The organism is Pseudomonas sp. R3-52-08, assembly GCF_003851745.1.
Lineage (GTDB): Bacteria > Pseudomonadota > Gammaproteobacteria > Pseudomonadales > Pseudomonadaceae > Aquipseudomonas.
Map to the genome: position 1 here is coordinate 1477709 of NZ_CP027730.1, position 21537 is coordinate 1499245.

The 21537-nt window shown below is 59.7% G+C and carries 20 protein-coding genes; 18 read left to right on the plus strand and 2 right to left on the minus strand.

Features of this window, described 5'->3' with window-relative positions; genetic code table 11:
• Nucleotides 1-32: 32 nt before the first annotated feature.
• From dnaE to ispD, 8 genes are all read left to right on the plus strand, one after another.
• The gene (gene dnaE, locus C4J91_RS06735; RefSeq protein ID WP_124361618.1) at nt 33-3554 is read left to right on the plus strand and encodes a DNA polymerase III subunit alpha; all 3522 of its coding nucleotides are present in this window, start codon (nt 33-35) and stop codon (nt 3552-3554) included.
• A 152-nt stretch (nt 3555-3706) separates the two neighbouring features.
• Entirely contained in the window at nt 3707-4654 is a 948-nt protein-coding gene (locus tag C4J91_RS06740) for an acetyl-CoA carboxylase carboxyltransferase subunit alpha (RefSeq protein ID WP_016976871.1), read from the plus strand.
• A gap of 162 nt (nt 4655-4816) precedes the next feature.
• Nucleotides 4817-6127, plus strand: a complete 1311-nt coding sequence (gene tilS, locus C4J91_RS06745) for a tRNA lysidine(34) synthetase TilS (protein WP_124361619.1) — start codon at nt 4817-4819, stop codon at nt 6125-6127.
• A 273-nt stretch (nt 6128-6400) separates the two neighbouring features.
• Complete coding sequence (locus C4J91_RS06750) at nt 6401-8032, plus strand: CTP synthase (RefSeq protein WP_124361620.1); 1632 nt, start codon at nt 6401-6403, stop codon at nt 8030-8032.
• Nucleotides 8033-8037: 5 nt separating this feature from the next.
• Nucleotides 8038-8883 (plus strand): 3-deoxy-8-phosphooctulonate synthase, encoded by an 846-nt coding sequence (gene kdsA, locus C4J91_RS06755; RefSeq protein ID WP_124361621.1) that lies wholly within the window; start codon nt 8038-8040, stop codon nt 8881-8883.
• A gap of 156 nt (nt 8884-9039) precedes the next feature.
• The gene (eno, locus tag C4J91_RS06760; protein WP_017844757.1) at nt 9040-10329 is read left to right on the plus strand and encodes a phosphopyruvate hydratase; all 1290 of its coding nucleotides are present in this window, start codon (nt 9040-9042) and stop codon (nt 10327-10329) included.
• 171 nt (nt 10330-10500) lie between these two features.
• Entirely contained in the window at nt 10501-10779 is a 279-nt protein-coding gene (gene ftsB, locus C4J91_RS06765) for a cell division protein FtsB (protein WP_057723188.1), read from the plus strand.
• Nucleotides 10776-11483 carry a 2-C-methyl-D-erythritol 4-phosphate cytidylyltransferase gene (gene ispD / locus C4J91_RS06770; RefSeq protein WP_124361622.1) on the plus strand — a complete coding sequence of 236 codons (708 nt, stop codon included), beginning with the start codon at nt 10776-10778 and terminating at the stop codon, nt 11481-11483. Before ftsB ends, ispD begins: the two co-directional genes overlap by 4 nt.
• Nucleotides 11484-11608: 125 nt before the next feature.
• On the opposite strand, the gene C4J91_RS06775 is transcribed toward ispD, so the two are convergent.
• The gene (locus tag C4J91_RS06775; RefSeq protein WP_124361623.1) at nt 11609-12505 is read right to left on the minus strand and encodes a LysR substrate-binding domain-containing protein; all 897 of its coding nucleotides are present in this window, start codon (nt 12503-12505) and stop codon (nt 11609-11611) included.
• A 110-nt stretch (nt 12506-12615) separates the two neighbouring features.
• Here C4J91_RS06775 and C4J91_RS06780 point away from each other — a divergent pair, with 110 nt between their 5' ends.
• The 8 genes from C4J91_RS06780 to rpoS all read left to right on the plus strand — a co-directional run bounded on the left by C4J91_RS06780 (nt 12616) and on the right by rpoS (nt 19820).
• Nucleotides 12616-13728, plus strand: a complete 1113-nt coding sequence (locus C4J91_RS06780) for an S-(hydroxymethyl)glutathione dehydrogenase/class III alcohol dehydrogenase (protein ID WP_065880066.1) — start codon at nt 12616-12618, stop codon at nt 13726-13728.
• Between the two features lie 90 nt (nt 13729-13818).
• A complete protein-coding gene (gene fghA / locus C4J91_RS06785; protein ID WP_124361624.1) occupies nt 13819-14664 on the plus strand; it encodes an S-formylglutathione hydrolase in 846 nt (281 codons plus the stop codon).
• A 54-nt stretch (nt 14665-14718) separates the two neighbouring features.
• On the plus strand, nt 14719-15192 hold the full coding sequence (gene ispF, locus C4J91_RS06790; protein WP_012722614.1) for a 2-C-methyl-D-erythritol 2,4-cyclodiphosphate synthase: 474 nt from the start codon (nt 14719-14721) through the stop codon (nt 15190-15192).
• Entirely contained in the window at nt 15189-16247 is a 1059-nt protein-coding gene (gene truD, locus C4J91_RS06795; protein WP_124361625.1) for a tRNA pseudouridine(13) synthase TruD, read from the plus strand. Before ispF ends, truD begins: the two co-directional genes overlap by 4 nt.
• A complete protein-coding gene (gene surE / locus C4J91_RS06800) occupies nt 16235-16984 on the plus strand; it encodes a 5'/3'-nucleotidase SurE (protein WP_124361626.1) in 750 nt (249 codons plus the stop codon). The genes truD and surE overlap by 13 nt, the downstream gene beginning before the upstream one ends.
• Before the next feature lie 41 nt (nt 16985-17025).
• Entirely contained in the window at nt 17026-17661 is a 636-nt protein-coding gene (locus C4J91_RS06805; RefSeq protein WP_170827533.1) for a protein-L-isoaspartate(D-aspartate) O-methyltransferase, read from the plus strand.
• A 209-nt stretch (nt 17662-17870) separates the two neighbouring features.
• Nucleotides 17871-18707: a peptidoglycan DD-metalloendopeptidase family protein gene (locus C4J91_RS06810; protein ID WP_124361627.1), complete on the plus strand. Its 837-nt coding sequence runs from the start codon at nt 17871-17873 to the stop codon at nt 18705-18707.
• A 105-nt stretch (nt 18708-18812) separates the two neighbouring features.
• On the plus strand, nt 18813-19820 hold the full coding sequence (gene rpoS / locus C4J91_RS06815) for an RNA polymerase sigma factor RpoS (RefSeq protein ID WP_124361628.1): 1008 nt from the start codon (nt 18813-18815) through the stop codon (nt 19818-19820).
• Between the two features lie 238 nt (nt 19821-20058).
• Here rpoS and C4J91_RS06820 read toward each other — a convergent pair whose 3' ends face one another.
• On the minus strand, nt 20059-20268 hold the full coding sequence (locus tag C4J91_RS06820) for a cold-shock protein (protein WP_002554837.1): 210 nt from the start codon (nt 20266-20268) through the stop codon (nt 20059-20061).
• A 387-nt stretch (nt 20269-20655) separates the two neighbouring features.
• On the opposite strand from C4J91_RS06820, the gene dcd reads away from it, so the two are divergent.
• Entirely contained in the window at nt 20656-21222 is a 567-nt protein-coding gene (dcd, locus tag C4J91_RS06825; RefSeq protein ID WP_048719838.1) for a dCTP deaminase, read from the plus strand.
• 108 nt (nt 21223-21330) lie between these two features.
• A complete protein-coding gene (locus tag C4J91_RS06830) occupies nt 21331-21528 on the plus strand; it encodes a hypothetical protein (protein ID WP_065886112.1) in 198 nt (65 codons plus the stop codon).
• Nucleotides 21529-21537 lie beyond the last annotated feature (9 nt).

Sequence of the window (21537 nt, forward strand, 5' to 3'; positions counted from 1 at the left end):
TTGTTGTTTCCACGTTACTGCACAGGATCACTATGCCGGCTTCATTCGTTCATCTACGCCTGCACACTGAATACTCCCTGGTCGACGGCCTCGTACGGATCAAACCGCTGGTCAAGACCCTAGTGGGCATGAACATGCCAGCGGTAGCGGTTACCGACCAGAACAACATGTGTTCCCTGGTCAAATTCTACAAAAACGCCATGGGCGCAGGTATCAAGCCGATCTGCGGCGCCGACCTGTGGCTGTCCAACAAGGATCCGGATAACCCCCTGAGCCGCATCAGCCTGCTGGCGATGAACGGCGTGGGTTATCGCAACCTGACCGAACTGATTTCCCGTGGCTTCATCGATGGTCAGCGCAACGGCTCGATCATCATCGAGCGCGAGTGGGTCGCACAAGCCAGCGAAGGCTTGATCATGCTCTCGGCCGCCAAAGAGGGCGAGATCGGTATCGCGCTGCTCGGCGGCAACCCGCAGGAAGCCGAAGTGCTCGCCCGCGAGTGGATGCAGGTGTTCCCTGACCGCTTCTACCTGGAAGTGCAGCGCACCAATCGCCCCAACGATGAAGAGCACCTGCACGCCGCCGTGGCCCTGGCCGACAAGCTGGGCGCGCCGCTGGTGGCAACCAACGATGTGCGTTTTATCAAGAAGGAAGATTTCGAGGCCCACGAGACCCGCGTGTGCATCGGCGAGGGCCGGGCCCTGGATGACCCGCGTCGCTCCAAGAACTACAGCGAAGAGCAGTACCTCAAAAGCGCCGAGGAAATGGCCGAGCTGTTCAGCGACTTGCCCGAGGCCTTGGAAAACTCCGTCGAGATCGCCAAGCGCTGCAATATCGAAGTGAAGCTGGGCAAGCACTTCCTGCCCAACTTCCCGATACCCGATGGCATGACCATCGACGAGTACTTCCGCAAGGTGTCGTTCGACGGCCTGGAAGAGCGGCTCAGCGTGCTGCTGCCTAAGGACACCACCGAAGACTACGAAGCCAAGCGCCAGGTCTACGTCGACCGGCTGAATTTCGAGCTGGATATCATCATTCAGATGGGGTTCCCCGGTTACTTCCTGATCGTGATGGACTTTATCCAGTGGGCCAAGAGCAACGGCGTACCGGTCGGTCCGGGCCGGGGGTCAGGTGCTGGCTCGCTGGTGGCGTACGTGCAGAAGATCACCGACCTCGACCCGTTGGAATATGACCTGCTGTTCGAACGTTTCCTCAACCCGGAACGGGTTTCCATGCCCGACTTCGACGTCGACTTTTGCATGGACGGTCGCGACCGCGTGATCGAATACGTGGCCGAAAAATACGGTCGCAATGCGGTCAGCCAGATCATCACCTTCGGTTCCATGGCGGCCAAGGCAGTTATCCGCGACGTGGCACGGGTGCAGGGCAAATCTTACGGCCTGGCCGACCGCCTGTCGAAGATGATCCCGTTCGAAGTGGGCATGACCCTGGAAAAAGCCTACGAACAGGAAGAGATTCTGCGCGACTTTATCAAAGTCGATGAAGAAGCCGCCGAAATCTGGGACATGGCACGCAAGCTCGAAGGCGTGGTGCGTAACGTCGGTAAACACGCCGGTGGCGTGGTGATCGCGCCTACCAAGCTGACCGACTTCTCGCCGATCTACTGCGATGAAGAGGGCGGCGGCCTGGTGACCCAGTTCGACAAGGATGACGTGGAGGCGGCGGGCCTGGTGAAGTTCGACTTCCTCGGCCTGCGCACCCTGACGATCATCGACTGGGCGCTCAAGACCATCAACCGCGACCGCGCCAAGGTCGGCGAGGAACCGCTGGATATCGCCTTTATCCCGCTGGACGACAAGCCGACCTACAGCCTGCTGCAAAAAGCCGAAACCACTGCAGTGTTCCAGCTTGAGTCGCGCGGCATGAAGGAGCTGATCAAAAAGCTCAAGCCAGACTGCCTGGAAGACTTGATCGCATTGGTGGCCCTGTTCCGTCCTGGGCCGCTGCAATCGGGCATGGTGGATGACTTTATCAACCGTAAGCACGGCCGCGCCGAACTGGCGTACCCGCATTCCGATTACCAGTACGAAGGCCTCAAGCCGGTACTGGCGCCCACCTACGGCATCATCCTGTATCAGGAACAGGTAATGCAGATCGCCCAGGTGATGGCGGGTTACACCCTCGGCGGTGCGGACATGCTGCGTCGCGCCATGGGTAAAAAGAAACCCGAAGAAATGGCCAAGCAACGCGGCGGTTTCATCGAGGGCTGCGCCACCAACAATATTGACGCGGACCTGGCCGGTAACATCTTCGACCTGGTGGAGAAGTTCGCCGGTTACGGCTTCAACAAATCCCACTCCGCCGCGTACGGCCTGGTTTCGTACCAGACCGCCTGGTTGAAAGCCCACTATCCGGCGCCGTTCATGGCCGCGGTACTCTCGGCGGATATGCACAACACCGACAAGGTCGTGACCTTGATCGAGGAAGTGCGCACCATGAAGCTGCGCCTCGACGCGCCGGACGTGAACGCCTCGGAGTTCAAGTTCACGGTGAACGACGAAGGCCGCATCATTTATGGCCTCGGTGCGATCAAAGGCGTAGGTGAGGGGCCGGTGGAAGCCATCACCGAAGCGCGTCAGGACGGGCCTTTCAAGGATCTGTTCGACTTCTGCGCGCGGGTTGACCTCAAGCGTATCAACAAGCGCACCCTCGATGGCTTGATCCGCAGCGGTGCGCTGGACCGTCTCGGCCCGTATTTCCATGATGAGCCGAAGGCTTACCAGGCCAATATCGACCGCAACCGCGCGGTGTTGCTCACCGCCATGGAAGAAGCGATCAAGGCCGCCGAACAGACTGCCCGTACCCATGACAGCGGCCACGCCGACCTGTTTGGCGGACTGTTCGTCGAAGAAGATGCGGATGTGTATGCCAACCACCGCAAGGCCAAGGAGTTGACTCTCAAGGAACGTCTCAAGGGTGAGAAAGACACCTTGGGCCTGTACCTCACGGGTCACCCGATTGACGAGTACGAGGGTGAGATTCGCCGTTTCGCCCGTCAGCGCATCATCGACCTGAAGCCGGCCCGAGATACCCAGACGGTTGCCGGCATGATCATCGCCTTGCGGGTGATGAAAAATAAGAAGGGCGACAAGATGGGTTTTATCACCCTCGACGACCGCTCGGGCCGGATCGAAGCGTCACTGTTTGCCGACGCGTTCCACTCCGCCCAGTCGCTGCTGCAGACCGATGCCATGGTGGTGGTGGAAGGGGAGGTCAGCAACGACGACTTCTCCGGCGGCCTGCGCCTGCGCATCAAGCGCGTGATGAGCATGGAAGATGCGCGTACCAACCTGGCCGAAAGCCTGCGCCTGAAGGTCAAGACCGAAGCACTCAAGGGCGATCAGCTACGCTGGTTGGGTGACCTGCTCAAGCGTCACCGTGGTGCATGCCCGGTAACCATGGAGTACACCGGCAACGACGCCAAGGCCATGCTGCAGTTTGGCGAGACCTGGCGAATTGATCCCGCTGACGGCTTGATTCAGGCATTGCGTGACCAGTTCGGCCGTGACAACGTCTTTCTCCAATACCGCTGATGGCCAGGCGCGTGCTTTTCCTTGAAGAGTATTCGCCTGATCTCGGCCAAACATTTAATCTCGACCTAAACGCGCCTCTCCCTTAAGGTAGGGCGCGAATAGACAACCGGCTGGCCAGGCACCCCTTGGCCGTCGACCCAAGACGGACGCTTATGAACCCGAATTTTCTTGATTTCGAACAGCCGATCGCTGACCTGCAAGCCAAGATCGAAGAGCTGCGCCTGGTCGGCAATGACAATTCGCTGAATATCGGCGATGAGATCGCCCGCCTGCAAGACAAGAGCAGCACGCTCACCGAAGACATTTTCGGCAAGCTGACCAGCTGGCAGATCGCGCGCCTGGCTCGCCACCCGCGCCGTCCGTACACCCTGGACTACATTCAGCACATCTTCACCGAGTTCGACGAGCTGCATGGCGACCGCCATTTCTCCGACGACGCGGCCATCGTGGGCGGTATCGCTCGGCTGGACGACCAACCGGTGATGGTGATCGGCCATCAGAAAGGCCGTGAAGTGCGCGAAAAAGTGCGTCGCAACTTCGGCATGCCGCGTCCGGAAGGCTACCGCAAGGCTTGCCGCCTGATGGAAATGGCCGAACGCTTCAAGATGCCAATCCTGACCTTCATCGACACCCCGGGTGCCTACCCAGGTATCGATGCCGAAGAGCGCAACCAGAGCGAAGCGATTGCCTGGAATCTGCGCGTCATGGCGCGCCTGAAAACCCCTATCATCGCGACTGTGATCGGTGAAGGCGGTTCCGGCGGCGCATTGGCCATTGGCGTCTGCGACCAACTGAACATGTTGCAGTATTCGACCTACGCGGTGATTTCGCCGGAAGGTTGCGCCTCCATTCTGTGGAAAACCGCCGAAAAGGCGCCGGACGCTGCTGAGGCCATGGGCATCACCGCTGATCGCCTCAAGGGCCTGGGGATCGTTGATAAAGTCATCGCCGAGCCACTGGGCGGCGCGCATCGTGATCCGGCTGCGGCTGCGGCGACTATCCGTGCCGAACTGGGTTCGCAACTGGCGATGCTCAAGAAGCTGGATAACGAAGCGCTGCTGGCCCGTCGTTACGAGCGCCTGATGAGCTACGGTCTCTAAGCTGACGCCGTAACTCCATGTGGGAGGGGGCTTGCCCCCGATTGCTGAGTGTCAGTCACCGCATCTGGTGGCTGGTCCACCGCCATCGGGGGCAAGCCCCCTCCCACATTTGCTTTGCATGTGTTCGGCCAACGTATTCCAGGGTTGCGGCGGTACTATCTGATGAAGCCACTTTTATCCGCCAAACTCCTGAAAATCCTGGCCCCCTGGCGCAACGCTCCGGCCTGGCATGTCGCTTTTTCGGGTGGCCTCGATTCCACCGTCCTGTTGCATCTCTTGGCCTCTCTGGCAAACATTCCTCCTCTGCGTGCTGTGCATGTTCACCATGGTCTGCAAACTGCCGCTGACGCCTGGCCCGGCCATTGTCAGCGAGTGTGTGACGGCTTGAACGTGCCCTTGCGGGTGGTGCGCGTGCAGGTACAGCCCGGCGCCAGCCTTGAGCGCGCGGCCCGTGACGCGCGTTATCTGGCCTTTGCCGAGGTGACCGGGGCAGGGGAGGTGCTGCTCACCGGCCAGCATCGCGACGATCAGGCTGAAACCCTGTTGTTCCGCCTGCTGCGCGGCGCCGGGGTGCGTGGGCTTGCGGCAATGCCCGAGCATCGCGCTTTGGCGCAAGGTCATCTGGTGCGCCCGCTGCTGGATGTCCCCCGTGTCGAGCTGGAAGCCTACGCCCAGGCACATCATTTACAGTGGATCGAAGACCCTTCGAACGCTGACCCACGTTTCTCCCGTAATTATCTGCGGCACCACGTCTTCCCGGTGCTGGCGCAGCGCTGGCCTCAAGTGGTGTCAAGCCTGGCCCGCACGGCTGAACATCTGGAGCAAGCCCAAGGCTTGCTCGATGAGCTGGCCGCCATGGACCTGCAGCGCGCCGATCAACCTTCGTTGTTTCCCTGGTTGCCTTTGCGCTCCCTGGCTATTACGCCCTTGCGCGAGCTTTCCGATGCACGCCAGCGCAACGCACTGCGCCATTGGCTGGCTCCACTCACCCGCCTGCCCGACAGCGACCACTGGGCTGGCTGGTATTCCATGCGCGATGCCAAGGGCGATGCACAGCCCCTATGGCGTCTGGCTGACGGCGAGTTGCACCGCAGCGGCGAGCGCATCTGGTGGCTGCCCTCTACATGGTCGGAATTTTCCGACGCATCGGTGAGCTGGCCCAATCCGCAAAAACCATTGGAGTTACCCGGTAATGGTCAGTTGAAACTGATTGGCGAGGCGCCTGAAGGTCCGCTGGAAATCCGCTACCGCCAGGGCGGTGAAATCATCGAAGTGCCAGGTCGTGGCCGGCGCGACCTCAAGCGCCTGCTCAATGAGTGCGGCATGCCCGGGTTCGTCCGTGGCAGATTGCCGCTGCTGTATCGGGGCGAGCGGTTGCTGGCTGTCCCAACGCTTGCGGGGCTATGGGCCAGTACGCCGAACGACTGGCAATTGCATTGGTTGCCACAGACCTGCGATCAAGGTTTGAGCTGATAGAGCCTTTCCGGTAGACTACGCTCCCTTCTTGATACAACTTCTGTGGATTCGCCTGAATCGCAGCAGTTGCCGATTACCAAGCAGTCTTTGCTGGGCGATTCCAAAAAATGTGTAGCGATCAACGTACCGGTGTTCCATTGCTGGTCTGTCACAACGCGGCGGTTTTTTTGAAAGGTGCACTGTGATTAATGCAGGTGATCGGGGGCTTCGGCCTCTCTTCGCTTTCCCCGGCGGCTCGTACCGCTTTAACGCAGACTTCTAGGGTTTTTCATGACGCGCTACATATTCGTCACGGGCGGTGTTGTTTCTTCATTGGGGAAAGGCATTGCCTCCGCTTCATTGGCGGCCATCCTGGAGGCGCGGGGGCTTAAAGTCACCATGCTCAAGCTGGACCCGTACATCAACGTCGACCCGGGCACCATGAGCCCGTTCCAGCACGGTGAAGTGTTCGTCACCCATGACGGCGCCGAGACCGACCTGGACCTGGGCCACTACGAGCGGTTCATCCGCACGACCATGACCCAGAACAACAACTTCACCACCGGCCGTGTCTACGAGCACGTGCTGCGCAAGGAGCGCCGTGGTGATTACCTGGGTGCAACCATCCAGGTGATCCCGCACATCACCGACGAAATCAAGCGCCGCATCATCAAGGGTGCAGGCGATGCCGACGTGGCGATGGTCGAGATCGGTGGCACCGTGGGTGACATTGAATCCCAACCGTTCCTCGAAGCCATTCGCCAGTTGCGTTTCGAAGTCGGCGCCAAGCGCGCGATGCTGATGCACCTCACCCTGGTGCCGTACATCGCCACTGCCGGCGAAACCAAAACCAAGCCAACCCAGCACTCGGTCAAGGAACTGCGTTCCATTGGCCTGCAGCCGGACGTGCTGGTTTGCCGCTCCGATCACCCGATCGATATTTCCTCGCGTCGCAAGATCGCGCAGTTCACCAACGTTGAAGAACGTGCGGTGATCGCCCTGGAAGACGCCGACACCATCTACAAGATCCCGGGCATCCTGCATTCCCAGGGCCTGGATGATTTTGTGGTCGAGCGTTTCGGCCTGCAGTGCAACGGCGCGGACCTGTCCGAGTGGGAAGCCGTGGTCGACGCCAAGCTCAACCCTGAGCATGAAGTCACCATCGCCATGGTCGGCAAGTACATGGAACTGCTCGACGCGTACAAATCCCTGATCGAAGCGATGAGTCACGCCGGCATCAGCAACCGTACCAAGGTCAACCTGCGCTACATCGATTCCGAAGACATCGAGAACCAGGGCACCGCGCTGCTTGAAGGCGTGGACGCGATCCTCGTTCCCGGCGGTTTCGGCCTGCGTGGCGTGGAAGGCAAGATCACCGCCGTGCAATACGCTCGCGAGAACAAGGTGCCCTACCTGGGTATCTGCCTGGGCATGCAGGTGGCCGTCATCGAGTTCGCCCGTAACGTGCTGGGCTGGAAAGACGCCAACTCCACCGAGTTCGATCACACCAGCGGCCACCCGGTCGTGGGCCTGATCACCGAGTGGGAAGACGCCACCGGTGCCGTCGAAACCCGTACCGAAGCCTCCGACCTGGGCGGCACCATGCGCCTTGGCGCACAGGACTGCCTGCTGGAAGCCGGTTCGCTGGTACACGACTGCTACGGCAAGGATGTGATCGTCGAGCGTCACCGTCACCGCTACGAAGTGAACAACAACCTGCTGCCACAGATCAAAGAAGCGGGCCTGAAGATTTCCGGCCGCTCCGGTGACGGCAAGCTGGTTGAAGTGGTCGAGGCACCGGATCATCCGTGGTTCGTGGCCTGCCAGTTCCACCCTGAGTTCACCTCGACGCCGCGCGACGGTCACCCCCTGTTCAGCGGTTTCGTCAAAGCGGCACTGACGCAACATCAGAAGAAGGCATAACCCTGATGGCCCAGAAGATCATTCGCGTAGGCGACATCGAGATTGCCAACGACAAGCCCATGGTGCTGTTCGGCGGCATGAACGTACTGGAAAGCCGCGACATGGCGATGCAGGTCTGTGAAGAGTACGTGCGGGTTACCCAGAAGTTGGGGATCCCCTATGTATTCAAGGCCAGCTTCGACAAGGCCAACCGTTCGTCCGTGACCTCCTATCGCGGCCCGGGCCTTGACGAAGGCATGCGGATCTTCCAGGACATCAAGCAAGCTTTCGGCGTGCCGATCATCACCGACGTCCACGAGCCCGAGCAGGCTGCCGTGGTCGCCGAGGTGTGCGACATCATTCAGCTGCCGGCCTTCCTGTCGCGCCAGACCGACCTCGTGGTCGCCATGGCCAAGACTGGTGCGGTGATCAATATCAAGAAAGCCCAGTTCCTCGCGCCTCAGGAAATGAAACATATCCTGAGCAAATGCGTGGAAGCGGGTAACGACCAGTTGATCCTGTGCGAGCGTGGTTCGAGCTTCGGCTATAACAACCTCGTGGTGGACATGCTCGGTTTCGGCATCATGAAACAGTTCGAATACCCGGTGTTCTTCGACGTGACCCACGCGTTGCAAATGCCCGGTGGTCGCGCCGATTCCGCCGGCGGTCGCCGTGCCCAGGTGCTGGACCTGGCCAAGGCGGGCATCAGCCAGTCCCTGGCCGGCCTGTTCCTGGAAGCCCACCCGGACCCGGACAACGCCAAGTGCGACGGCCCCTGTGCCCTGCGCCTGGACAAGCTGGAGCCGTTCCTGGCCCAGCTCAAGCAGTTGGACGAACTGGTCAAGAGTTTTCCGACGGTAGAGACCGCGTAAGCGTCGTTTCTCCGGTAGAATTTCCCACGCTTTATGCTCAGGCCCCAGGCCTGAGCCTTGTCGTCTGCAAGCCTGCCCTGTTGTTCCACCCTTGCGGTCGGTCAAAAGATTTCCTTCAGCTGCGTCGTTTTCGTCAACTTTGGAGTGTTTACAACAATGGCAAAAATCGTCGACATCAAAGGTCGTGAAGTTCTCGACTCCCGTGGCAACCCCACCGTCGAAGCCGACGTGCTTCTCGATAACGGCATCATCGGCAGCGCCTGCGCGCCGTCCGGTGCTTCCACAGGTTCGCGCGAAGCGCTGGAACTGCGTGATGGCGACAAGAGCCGTTACCTGGGCAAGGGTGTACTCAAGGCGGTAGCCAATATCAATGGCCCGATCCGTGACCTGTTGCTGGGCAAGGACCCGCTGGACCAGAAAGCCCTGGACCACGCGATGATCAAGCTCGACGGCACCGAAAACAAAGGCAGCCTGGGCGCCAACGCGATCCTCGCCGTGTCCCTGGCCGCCGCCAAGGCCGCCGCGCAGGACCAGGACCTGCCGCTGTACGCGCACATCGCCAACCTGAACGGTACGCCGGGCGTGTACTCGATGCCGGTGCCGATGATGAACATCATCAACGGTGGCGAGCACGCCGATAACAACGTCGACATCCAGGAGTTCATGGTGCAGCCGGTTGGCGCCAAGACCTTCTCCGAAGGCCTGCGCATGGGCACCGAGATTTTCCATCACCTCAAGGCTGTGCTGAAGGCCCGAGGCCTGAGCACTGCAGTGGGTGACGAAGGTGGTTTCGCACCAAACCTGGCGTCCAACGAAGATGCACTCAAAGTGATCTCCGAAGCTGTGGCCAACGCCGGCTACACACTGGGCACCGACGTGACCCTGGCCCTGGACTGCGCTGCCAGCGAATTCTATGAAGATGGCAAGTACAACCTGTCCGGCGAAGGCCAGGTGTTCAATTCCGAAGGCTTTGCCGAATACCTGAAGGGCCTGACCCAGCGCTACCCGATCATTTCGATCGAAGACGGCCTGGATGAGTCCGACTGGGACGGCTGGAAAATTCTCACCGACAAGATCGGCGAAAAAATCCAGTTGGTGGGCGACGACCTGTTCGTGACCAACACCAAGATCCTGAAAGAAGGCATCGACAAGAAGATCGCCAACTCGATCCTGATCAAGTTCAACCAGATCGGCACCCTGACTGAAACTCTGGAAGCCATCCAGATGGCCAAGGCTGCGGGCTACACCGCCGTGATCTCGCACCGCTCCGGCGAAACCGAAGATTCGACCATTGCCGACCTGGCCGTGGGCACCTCGGCGGGCCAGATCAAGACCGGTTCCCTGTGCCGTTCCGACCGCGTGTCCAAGTACAACCAATTGCTGCGCATCGAAGAGCAATTGGCGGGTAAAGCCAAGTACAACGGTCGCAGCGAGTTTCGCGGCTGAGCAGTAAATGGTAAAAAGTCGGCCGATTGCGTCGGAAATCTCACGACAGTGGGCATTTCGGCGCTAATCTGCTGACTGACAAGCACAAGCCTGGTTTATCCAGGCTTCGTGCTATCAGTTGCTGCAAAAGGTTTGCATGACTGTCTTTTTTCACTGGATACCCGGATTTCGATGCGCAGTCCCAATTGGTTGTTCCTCGTCTTGCTCTTGTTGCTGGCTGGCCTGCAGTACCGCCTATGGGTCGGTAACGGCAGCTTTGCGCAGGTGGAAGAGCTGACCCAGCAAATTGCCGACCAGCACGCCGAAAACGAACGTCTGCTGGAGCGCAACCGCGTGCTTGATGCCGAAGTGCTTGAGCTGAAAAAAGGCACGGAGACCGTTGAAGAGCGGGCCCGTCATGAACTGGGCATGGTCAAGGAGGGCGAAACCCTCTACCAGTTGGCCCAATGAACACCGAGTTGCCGGCCTTCTGGGCCGTGATTCCGGCCGCGGGTATTGGTGCCCGTATGGCCGCCGACCGTCCCAAGCAGTATCTGCAACTGGGCGGGCGCACCATTCTTGAACACAGCCTTGGCTGTTTCCTTGACCACCCTGCGCTGCAAGGGCTGGTGGTCAGCCTTGCGGTTGATGATCCCTACTGGCCCACCCTGGCATGTGCTGCCGACCCGCGTATTCAACGTGCGGATGGCGGATCGGAGCGTTCGGGGTCAGTGCTCAATGCGTTGTTGCACCTCAACGCTCTCGGTGCCAGTGATGACGACTGGGTGCTGGTGCATGATGCGGCGCGGCCCAATCTGAGCCGTGATGATCTCGACAAGCTACTGGGTGAACTGGCTGACGACCCCGTGGGTGGCCTGCTGGCCGTGCCGGCCCGTGACACCCTCAAGCGCGTCGACAAACGCGGCCGTGTTGTCGAAACGGTTGATCGCAGCCTGATCTGGCAAGCCTTCACCCCCCAGATGTTCCGCCTGGGCGCCTTGCACCGTGCGTTGGCTGATAGCCTGGTGGCCGATGCGGTGATCACCGATGAAGCCTCGGCCATGGAATGGTCCGGCCAGGCGCCACGCCTGATCGAAGGGCGTTCGGACAACATCAAGGTGACGCGGCCGGAAGACCTGGAGTGGCTGCGGTTGCGCTGGGCCAACCGCAGGTAGTCGGTCGTACCGTGTCGACTTCATCGCAGGCAAGCCAGCTCCCACCTTTGATTGGGTTCACAGATCAAAATGTGGGAGGGGGCTTGCCCCCGATGGCGGCCTGACAGTTGACTGGGATGTTGGAATCATCCGCTGTACTCCGGTCGCTCAGCCAACCCCTCCTTCAAGAAATCCACCAACTTCCTGATCTTCGGCGATAAATGCCGCTGCTGCGGATACAACGCCCACACCGCCGTATTCGGCGGCTGATGCGCTTCCAACAGCGACACCAGCGCGCCACTGTGCAGATGTTCCAGCACGTAATAGTCCGGCAACTGGCACAGCCCCATGCCTTGCAGCGCGGCATCCAGCACCGCCTGCCCACTGTTGCAGCGCCAGTTGCCCTGCACCCGCTGGGAAAATTCGCGGCCATCCTGGGCCAGTTGCCAGATGTCCGAACTGCCGATCAGGCAGTTGTGCCGACTCAATTCCGACAAACTGTGTGGCCGACCATACCGGGCCAGGTAGGAAGGTGACGCACACAAATACATGCGGCGCGCAGCCAGGCGGCTGGCAACCATGCGTGAGTCTTGCAGGCGCCCGAGGCGAATCGCCAGGTCGAGGCCTTCATGCACCAAGTCCAACGGGCGGTTGCTCAGCTCGATATCGACACGCAACTGCGGATAGAGCGCCATGAACGCTGTTACCAGCGGCACGATGAAGCGCTCTCCATAGGCCACGGCGCAGGTCATGCGCAACATGCCTTTAGGTTCGCTGGTCAGGTCGCCCACGGCGCGCAGGGCTTCTTCGCGACCGTCCTGCAAGCGCTGGCAGTGTTGCAGGAAAGTCTGGCCCGCTTCGGTCAGCGTCACCTTACGTGTACTGCGATACAACAGGCGGGTTTGCAGTCGTTCTTCCAGGCGCGCCACCTGACGGCTGATATGGGACGACGAGACCCCCAGGCGCTCGGCGGCCGCCGTAAATTGGCTGCATTCGGCCACGGCAACGAACTCATCGATGCCTTCCCAGCGATTCTCCAGCATGGCGATTGTCCCTATACAGCAATAATGTTTTGCTTTTGCTTGGATTATTAATCAATAAGCCATGTTTTACACTGGTCCAATCAATTTTTTACTCCATGGAGAAACCCCGGATGATCAAGTCCCGCGCCGCCGTAGCCTTCGAAGCCAAGAAACCCCTTGAGATTGTGGAAGTCGATGTCGCCATGCCCAAGGCGGGCGAAGTGCTGTTGCGCGTGGTCGCGTCCGGTGTGTGTCATACCGATGCCTACACGCTTTCAGGCGCAGACCCGGAAGGGATTTTCCCGTCGATCCTTGGTCATGAAGGCGGTGCAGTGGTCGAGGCCATTGGCGAAGGCGTAACCTCGGTGGCCGTCGGCGACCATGTGATCCCGCTGTACACCCCGGAATGCGGTCAATGCAAATTCTGCCTGTCCGGCAAGACCAACCTGTGCCAGGCCATCCGTTCCACCCAGGGCAAAGGCTTGATGCCTGACGGCACTACGCGTTTCTCCTACAAGGGCCAGCCGATTTTCCACTACATGGGGACCTCGACGTTCTCCGAGTACACCGTGCTGCCGGAAATTTCCGTCGCCAAGATTCCTAAAGAAGCGCCGCTGGAAAAGGTCTGCCTGCTGGGCTGTGGCGTGACCACCGGTATCGGCGCGGTGATCAATACCGCCAAGGTCAAGCCGGGTGACACCGTGGCCATCTTCGGTCTGGGTGGTATCGGTCTGTCGGCGGTGATTGGTGCGGTGAAAGCCAAGGCCGGCCGCATCATTGCCATCGACATCAACCCGGCCAAGTTTGAAATCGCCAAGCAACTGGGCGCGACCGACTGCATCAACCCGAAAGACTATGACCGCCCGATCCAGGACGTGATTGTCGATTTGACCGATGGCGGCGTGGACTTTTCCTTCGAGTGCATCGGCAATGTCCAACTGATGCGTGCGGCCCTGGAGTGCTGCCATAAAGGCTGGGGCGAGTCGGTGATCATTGGCGTGGCCGGTGCCGGCCAGGAAATCGCCACCCGTCCGTTCCAACTGGTGACCGGTCGCGTCTGGCGCGGCTCGGCCTTCGGCGGCGTTCGCGGGCGTACCGAATTGCCAAGCTACGTGGAAATGGCCCAGACCGGCGAGATCCCGCTGGACACCTTTATCACCCACACCATGGGCCTGGAAGACATCAACAAAGCGTTTGACCTGATGCATGAAGGCAAAAGCATTCGTACCGTCATCCATTTTTGAAGCAGCGGCAAGCTACAAGCTGAAAGCTGCAAGTCGGGTGTGCGCCTTCTTGTCGCTTGAAGCTTGCAACTTGTAGCTGGGAGCACTCCTATGTCCCTGGAAAATATTTCCTGCCAGAAAAGCTTCGGCGGCTGGCATAAACGCTATAAGCATCATTCCGCTGTGCTTGATTGCGACATGACCTTCGCCGTCTACCTGCCGCCGCAGGCGGAGCAGGGCGGCAAGCTGCCGGTGCTGTATTGGCTGTCCGGCCTGACCTGCACCGACGAGAACTTCATGCAAAAGGCCGGTGCCCATCGTATGGCCGCCGAGCTGGGCTTGATCATCGTGGCGCCGGATACCAGCCCGCGCGGCCCCGGTGTGCCGGATGACCCGGATAACGCCTGGGACTTTGGTCTGGGCGCCGGGTTCTATCTGAACGCCACCCAGGAACCCTGGGCCAGGCATTATCGGATGCATGACTATGTGGTGCAGGAATTGCCGGAGTTGGTGGAGGCGCATTTCCCTGCGTCAGACAAGCGGGGCATCAGCGGCCACTCGATGGGCGGCCACGGTGCGTTGGTCTGCGCGCTGCGCAACCCTGGGCGTTACCAGAGCGTGTCGGCGTTTTCGCCGATCAACAATCCGATGGACTGCCCCTGGGGCCAGAAAGCCTTCTCCCGTTACCTGGGAGAAGAGCGCTCGAAGTGGCGCGAATGGGATGCCTGCGTGCTGATCAGCGAAGCGTCGGAACAATTGCCGCTGTTGGTGGACCAGGGCGATCGCGACGATTTCCTCGCCGTGCAGCTCAAGCCCGAGGCCTTGCAGCAAGCCGCCAAGGCGGCCGGTCATCCGCTGGAACTGCGGCTGCAACCCGGCTACGACCACAGCTACTTCTTTATCGCCAGCTTCATCGATGACCATTTGCGCCATCATGGGCGTGCTTTGCTCGGTTAATGTGAGGCAAAAGTAGGTAGAATCACGCCCTGAATTAAATCGGGGCGTTTTTTTATGCGTATTGGCCACGGCTACGATGTGCACCGTTTCGCTGAAGGCGATTTCATCACTTTGGGCGGCGTGCGTATCGCGCACCACCATGGGCTGCTGGCTCATTCTGACGGCGACGTTGTGTTGCACGCCTTGAGCGATGCGTTGCTCGGCGCAGCGGCGTTGGGTGATATCGGCAAGCACTTTCCGGACACCGATCCAACCTTCAAGGGTGCCGACAGCCGTGTGTTGCTGCGCCATGTCGTCGGCTTGATCCACGCCAAAGGCTGGAAGGTCGGCAACGTCGATAACACCATCGTGGCCCAGGCGCCGAAAATGGCCCCGCATATCGAATCGATGCGCGCCCTGATTGCCGCCGACCTGCAAATAGAATTGGACCAAGTCAACGTGAAAGCCACCACCACCGAAAAGCTCGGGTTTACCGGTCGTGAAGAGGGCATCGCCGTGCACTCCGTCGCCTTGTTGCTGCGCGCATGAACGAACTTGAGTTGCTGGGCCCGCGTGCCTATGGCAAAGCGTTGGGCAGCGCGGTCCTGAAGGCCACTGCCGAAGATTTTCAGGTGGACGAAGTGCTCGACATCCCTCTGACCGGCGAAGGCGAGCACCTGTGGTTGTGGGTGGAGAAGCGCGGCCTGAATACCGAGGAAGCAGCGCGGCGTATCGCCAAGGCGGCTGGCGTGCCCTTGCGCACCGTCAGCTATGCCGGGCTCAAGGATCGCCAGGCATTGACCCGCCAGTGGTTCAGCGTGCAGTTGCCCGGCAAGGCCGACCCAAACATGAGTGCCGCCGAGAACGACACCCTGAGGATCCTGAAAACTGCGCGGCACAAACGCAAGCTGCAGCGCGGCGCCCATGCGGCCAACGGCTTTACCTTGCGCCTGACCCAGTTGAACGGTGATACCGCCGCCATCGACGCGCGTCTGAAACAGATTGCCCAGCACGGTATTCCCAACTATTTCGGTGCCCAGCGCTTTGGCCATAATGGCGGCAATGTCGTCGATGCCCGTGACTGGGCGGCTCGCAAGGCCCTGCCGGAGCAGCGCAATGTACGTTCGCGGTTGCTGTCCACCGCCCGTAGCTTGCTGTTCAACAAAGTGTTGGCGGCGCGTGTCGCCGACGGCTCCTGGCAGCGCGCCCAAGTCGGCGACTTGCTGGCCTTCACCGACAGCCGCAGCTTTTTCCCGGCCGGTGAGGCTGAATGCAGCGATCCGCGCCTGGCGATCCTCGACTTGCATCCCACCGGCCCGCAGTGGGGGGAGGGCGAGTCTCCGGCGAAAGGTCTTACCTATGAATTGGAACAATCTGTCGCCGCCGCAGAAGCTGATCTGCGTGATTGGCTGGTGAATGCGGGAATGAGCCAAGAACGTCGCATTCTGCGGCTGCCCATTGGCGGGTTGACGTGGCATTATCCCGGGCCTGACATTCTGCAATTGGAATTCGTCCTGCCGGCTGGATGCTTCGCCACTGTATTGGTGCGCGAACTCGTTGATCTAGTGCCGGTGGGGCCGACGGACAACCCATGCGTATTCTGATATCAAACGATGACGGTGCCACCGCACCCGGCCTCGCCGCGCTTCATGCTGCGCTGGCGGATTACGCCGAATGCGTGGTGGTGGCCCCCGACCAGGACAAGAGCGGCGCCAGCAGTTCGCTGACGCTCGACCGTCCGTTGCACCCCAAGGTGCTGGCCAATGGCTTTATCAGCGTGAACGGCACCCCCACCGACTGCGTGCACCTGGCGATCAACAGCTTGTTGGAGCACGCGCCGGACCTAGTGGTGTCGGGCATCAACCTGGGCGCGAACCTGGGCGATGACGTGCTGTATTCCGGCACCGTGGCGGCCGCCCTTGAAGGGCGCTTTCTCGGCGGTATCGGGTTCGCCTTTTCCTTCGCCTCACGGCAACTGGATAACCTGGCGACGGCGGCGTACTACGCGCGCAAGTTGGTGCAAGCGCACGCGTCCCTGAACCTGCCGCCGCGCACTGTGCTTAACGTCAATATCCCCAACCTGCCTCTTGACCATATTCGCGGTATCCAACTGACGCGGCTGGGGCACCGTGCCCGTGCGGCGGCGCCTTTGAAGGTGGTCGACCCGCGTGGCAAGGAAGGCTATTGGATCGCCGCGGCCGGCGACGCCGAGGATGGTGGCGAGGGCACGGACTTTCATGCGGTGATGCAAGGCTATGTATCGATTACCCCGTTGCAATTCGATCGCACCTTCAGTGATGCCTTCAGTGGACTTGATGGCTGGCTGGAGGGACTGCGCTGATGGCTCGTGAACAAGACGACTTGCTGCGCCGTGGCATCGGGATGACTTCCCAGCGCACGCGCGAGCGTTTGATCCAGCGTCTGTACGAAGAAGGCTTGTCCAACGCGCAGGTGCTGGAAGTGATCCGGCGCACGCCTCGGCACCTGTTTGTCGACGAAGCCCTGGCGCACCGCGCCTACGAAGACACGGCGTTGCCGATCGGCCACAACCAGACCATCTCCCAGCCCTATATGGTCGCCCGCATGAGTGAGCTGTTGCTGGCCGCCGGGCCGTTGGACAAGGTGCTGGAAATCGGCACCGGCTCCGGCTATCAGACCGCCGTGTTGTCTCAGCTGGTCGAACGGGTGTTCTCGGTTGAGCGCATCAAGGTGCTGCAGGACCGCGCCAAGGAGCGCCTGGTCGAGCTGAACCTGCGTAACGTTGTGTTTCGTTGGGGAGATGGCTGGGAAGGCTGGCCGGCATTGGCGCCCTATAACGGCATCATTGTCACTGCGGTGGCCACCGATGTGCCGCAAGCGCTGCTCGATCAACTGGCGCCCGGCGGTCGGCTGGTCATCCCGGTGGGCTCCGGCGAAGTGCAACAATTGATGCTCATTATTCGCGAGGACGATGGCTTTTCCCGGCATGTGCTCGGGGCTGTGCGCTTCGTGCCGCTGCTCAACGGCCCGCTGGCCTGATCATTTATTTTCAGACAATGAATTCCACAGGCGCAGATGTGTCTTACAGCGGGGTCTATAGATTCAACGGGGGAAGGCGCCGGAGTTAAACATGATGAAGTTTTCGTTTCACTCGTGTGCCGGTAAAAAGCCAATGCCCAGTTATACTTGCGTCATCTTTCAAGCCTGATACAGGCGTTAACGTTCAGCCACCACAAAGGGAGCGGCGGGTGAGTCTCACAGGTCCTGCGCAGCGAATGAGTAAAACAAGCTTTCAGCGACTGGTGCTTGGCCTTGTCTTGAGTTCCTTACTGGCAGCCTGCTCGAGCACGCCATCCGGCGGTGCGCGGGTGGTTGACCGCACCAATGCGGCACCGCAGAAGCCGACGGTGACCACCGGCCAATACGTCGTGCGCAAGGGCGATACGTTGTTCTCGATCGCCTTCCGTTATGGTTGGGATTACAAGGCGCTCGCAGCTCGTAACAACATTCCCGTGCCCTATACGATTCATCCGGGGCAGACAATTCGTTTCGATGGCCGCGCCGGTTCGGCGCCCACGGCAGTTGTGACAAAGTCGGGATCTTCGGCTTCTTCTTCGAGCAAAACCACGGTTATCACCAGGCCTGCAGGTACCGCCGCACCTTCGGTGGCGAGCAAGCCGGCACCCGCGCCGTTGCCACCTGCAGGGCCGGCGCCGACCGGTTGGGGATGGCCTTCAAACGGCGTGTTAATTGGAAAATTCTCTTCAAACGGCAGTTTGAATAAAGGCATTGATATCGCCGGGGATTTGGGACAGCCTGTTTTGGCTGCGTCTGATGGGACAGTGGTGTACGCCGGGAGTGGTCTACGGGGCTACGGCGAGCTGGTCATCATCAAACACAGCGATACCTACGTCAGTGCCTACGGTCATAACCGCAGGTTGTTGGTTCGGGAGGGGCAGCAGGTCAAGGTCGGACAGACAATTGCCGAAATGGGTTCAACGGGTACAGACCGGGTGAAACTGCACTTTGAGATTCGCCGTCAAGGGAAACCTGTAGACCCACTGCAATTCCTACCCCGTCGTTGATGTGTTGCCAGCCTGTTCCCTCACGTAGAAGGAACAGGCTCCAGCGTTGCCAAGGATAAAGGCGTCGCTTGAGCTTGAGGTCGAACTCACCAAAGGACTATAACAATGGCTCTCAGTAAAGAAGCGCCGGAGTTTGACATCGACGATGAGGTTCTCCTTATGGAGACCGGTATCGCTACGGAACCGATGTCAGATAATGAGGGGGCATCACCACCCTCAGTTCGCACCAAATCCAAAAACTCCTCCGCGTTAAAGCAACACAAGTATATTGATTACACACGGGCGCTCGACGCGACCCAGTTGTACCTCAATGAAATCGGCTTTTCCCCTCTGCTCACTCCCGAAGAAGAAGTTCATTTTGCGCGTCTGTCGCAAAAGGGCGATCCGGCTGGGCGCAAGCGCATGATTGAAAGCAACCTGCGCCTGGTGGTTAAAATCGCCCGACGCTACGTCAATCGCGGATTGTCGCTGCTGGACTTGATCGAGGAGGGCAACCTGGGCTTGATCCGGGCGGTGGAGAAGTTCGACCCTGAGCGGGGCTTTCGCTTCTCGACTTATGCCACCTGGTGGATTCGCCAGACCATCGAACGGGCGATCATGAATCAGACCCGCACGATCCGGTTGCCGATCCATGTGGTCAAGGAGCTCAACGTGTACCTGCGGGCAGCGCGTGAGCTGACACAAAAACTCGATCATGAACCTTCGCCCGAAGAAATCGCCAACCTGCTGGAGAAACCTGTAGGGGAGGTCAAGCGCATGCTTGGCTTGAATGAGCGGGTGTCTTCGGTCGATGTCTCGCTGGGTCCGGATTCGGATAAAACCCTGCTGGACACCCTGACAGATGATCGCCCGACAGATCCGTGCGAGCTGTTGCAGGATGATGATCTGTCTCAAAGTATCGACCAGTGGCTGTCGGAGCTTACCGATAAGCAGCGTGAGGTGGTGATTCGCCGCTTCGGCCTGCGCGGCCATGAGAGCAGCACCCTGGAGGACGTAGGCCTGGAGATCGGCCTGACCCGTGAGCGGGTGCGGCAGATTCAGGTAGAGGGGCTCAAGCGCTTGCGCGAGATCCTCGAGAAGAATGGCTTGTCGAGTGAGTCGTTGTTTCAATAAACGACGCTGCTTGAATGCCGAATGTGGGAGGGGGTATAAGCCCCCTCCCACATTTTTTATGCCGATCGTTTGCTGATCGTTCCCACGCTCTGCGTGGGAATGCAGCACCAGGACGCTCTGCGTCCCAGGGCGTGACGCAGAGCGTCACAAGAGTCATTCCCCCGCAGAGCGTGGGAACGATCGGCATAAAAAAACCCCGCTTTTGAGGGCGGGGTCTTTTCGACTAAGTCAGTACAAGTTAGATAACTTGAACTTCTTCAGCTTGCATGCCTTTCTGACCGCGGGTAGCGATGAAAGAAACCTGTTGGCCTTCTTTCAGGCTTTTGAAGCCGTCGGATTGGATAGCTTTGAAGTGAACGAACAGGTCGTCACCGGATTGTGGAGTGATGAAGCCGAAGCCTTTTTCATCGTTGAACCACTTAACGGTACCAGTTTGGCGATTAGACATGGTGTAACTCCTTGAACAAAGTTAACTGCGACTCAGGAAAAGCCCTGGCCGAGACTGAGTGCAAAGAGCAGGAAAAATTCTTGGAGATGGTTGGATCGAAATTCAACATATCGTGTAGAGATTCTCAGTGACACAAGCAACACAGTGACGCCACCTTAACCCTTTTTCCGGAACGTGCCAATGGTATTTCCGAAGGTTTCTCTATTTTCGTGACTGGCGGTGGTATTTATCGTCGCCGAAAGTCGCGCCAGGAGCCCCGGCCCCGTTGGCTGCGGGTAATGGAGGCGGGTGCATTCGTCATTAAAAGTCCTGCGCCCTTTGAACCCCACAGCCGGCCCCGGTAAGATGCCCCACAGAATTTTTTCACCTCGCATTCAGGACACCGCCATGAGCATCAAATCGGACAAGTGGATTCGCCGCATGGCGCAGGAACACGGCATGATCGAACCGTTCGTCGAGCGCCAGATCCGTGGCGAAGGCGACGCGCGCGTGATTTCGTACGGAGTTTCCAGCTATGGCTACGACGTGCGTTGCGCCGATGAATTCAAGGTGTTCACCAATATCAACTCGGCGATTGTCGATCCGAAGAACTTCGACGAAAAAAGCTTCGTCGACGTCAAGAGCGATGTCTGCATCATCCCGCCAAACTCCTTCGCCCTGGCCCGCACCGTGGAGTTCTTCCGCATCCCGCGTGACGTATTGACCATCTGCCTGGGTAAAAGCACCTACGCCCGTTGCGGCATCATCGTCAACGTGACTCCGCTGGAACCCGAGTGGGAAGGCCATGTGACCCTGGAGTTCTCCAACACCACCACCTTGCCGGCGAAAATCTACGCCAACGAAGGCGTGGCGCAAATGCTCTTCCTGCAGTCGGACGAGGCGTGTGAAGTGTCCTATAAGGACCGTGCCGGCAAGTATCAGGGCCAGCGTGGCGTCACGCTCCCACGCGCTTGATCGAAAGCTCCTACGCTCCAAGGGAATTAGTCTGCGGAAAGTGACTCTATCTAGGTGTACTGCCTCGGCGCGTGTGAAACGCGTCGAGCCACGCTTGAGGAGTGCCCTATGAAGATCAACCCGCGAATCAGCGCAGAACTTGCCCGGCTTGAACCCAACCAGATTGGTGTTCTGGCCTGGTCCTTGATGGCCGACCCTGCTTATGCGGGCGGCATCCCCGGCCAACCTGAACCGGACTATCCGCAGCCTACCGAACCGGGTGAGCCAACCCTGCCGGATGAGCCGCCTCCCGCACCTGTTGCCTGACCCAGCACG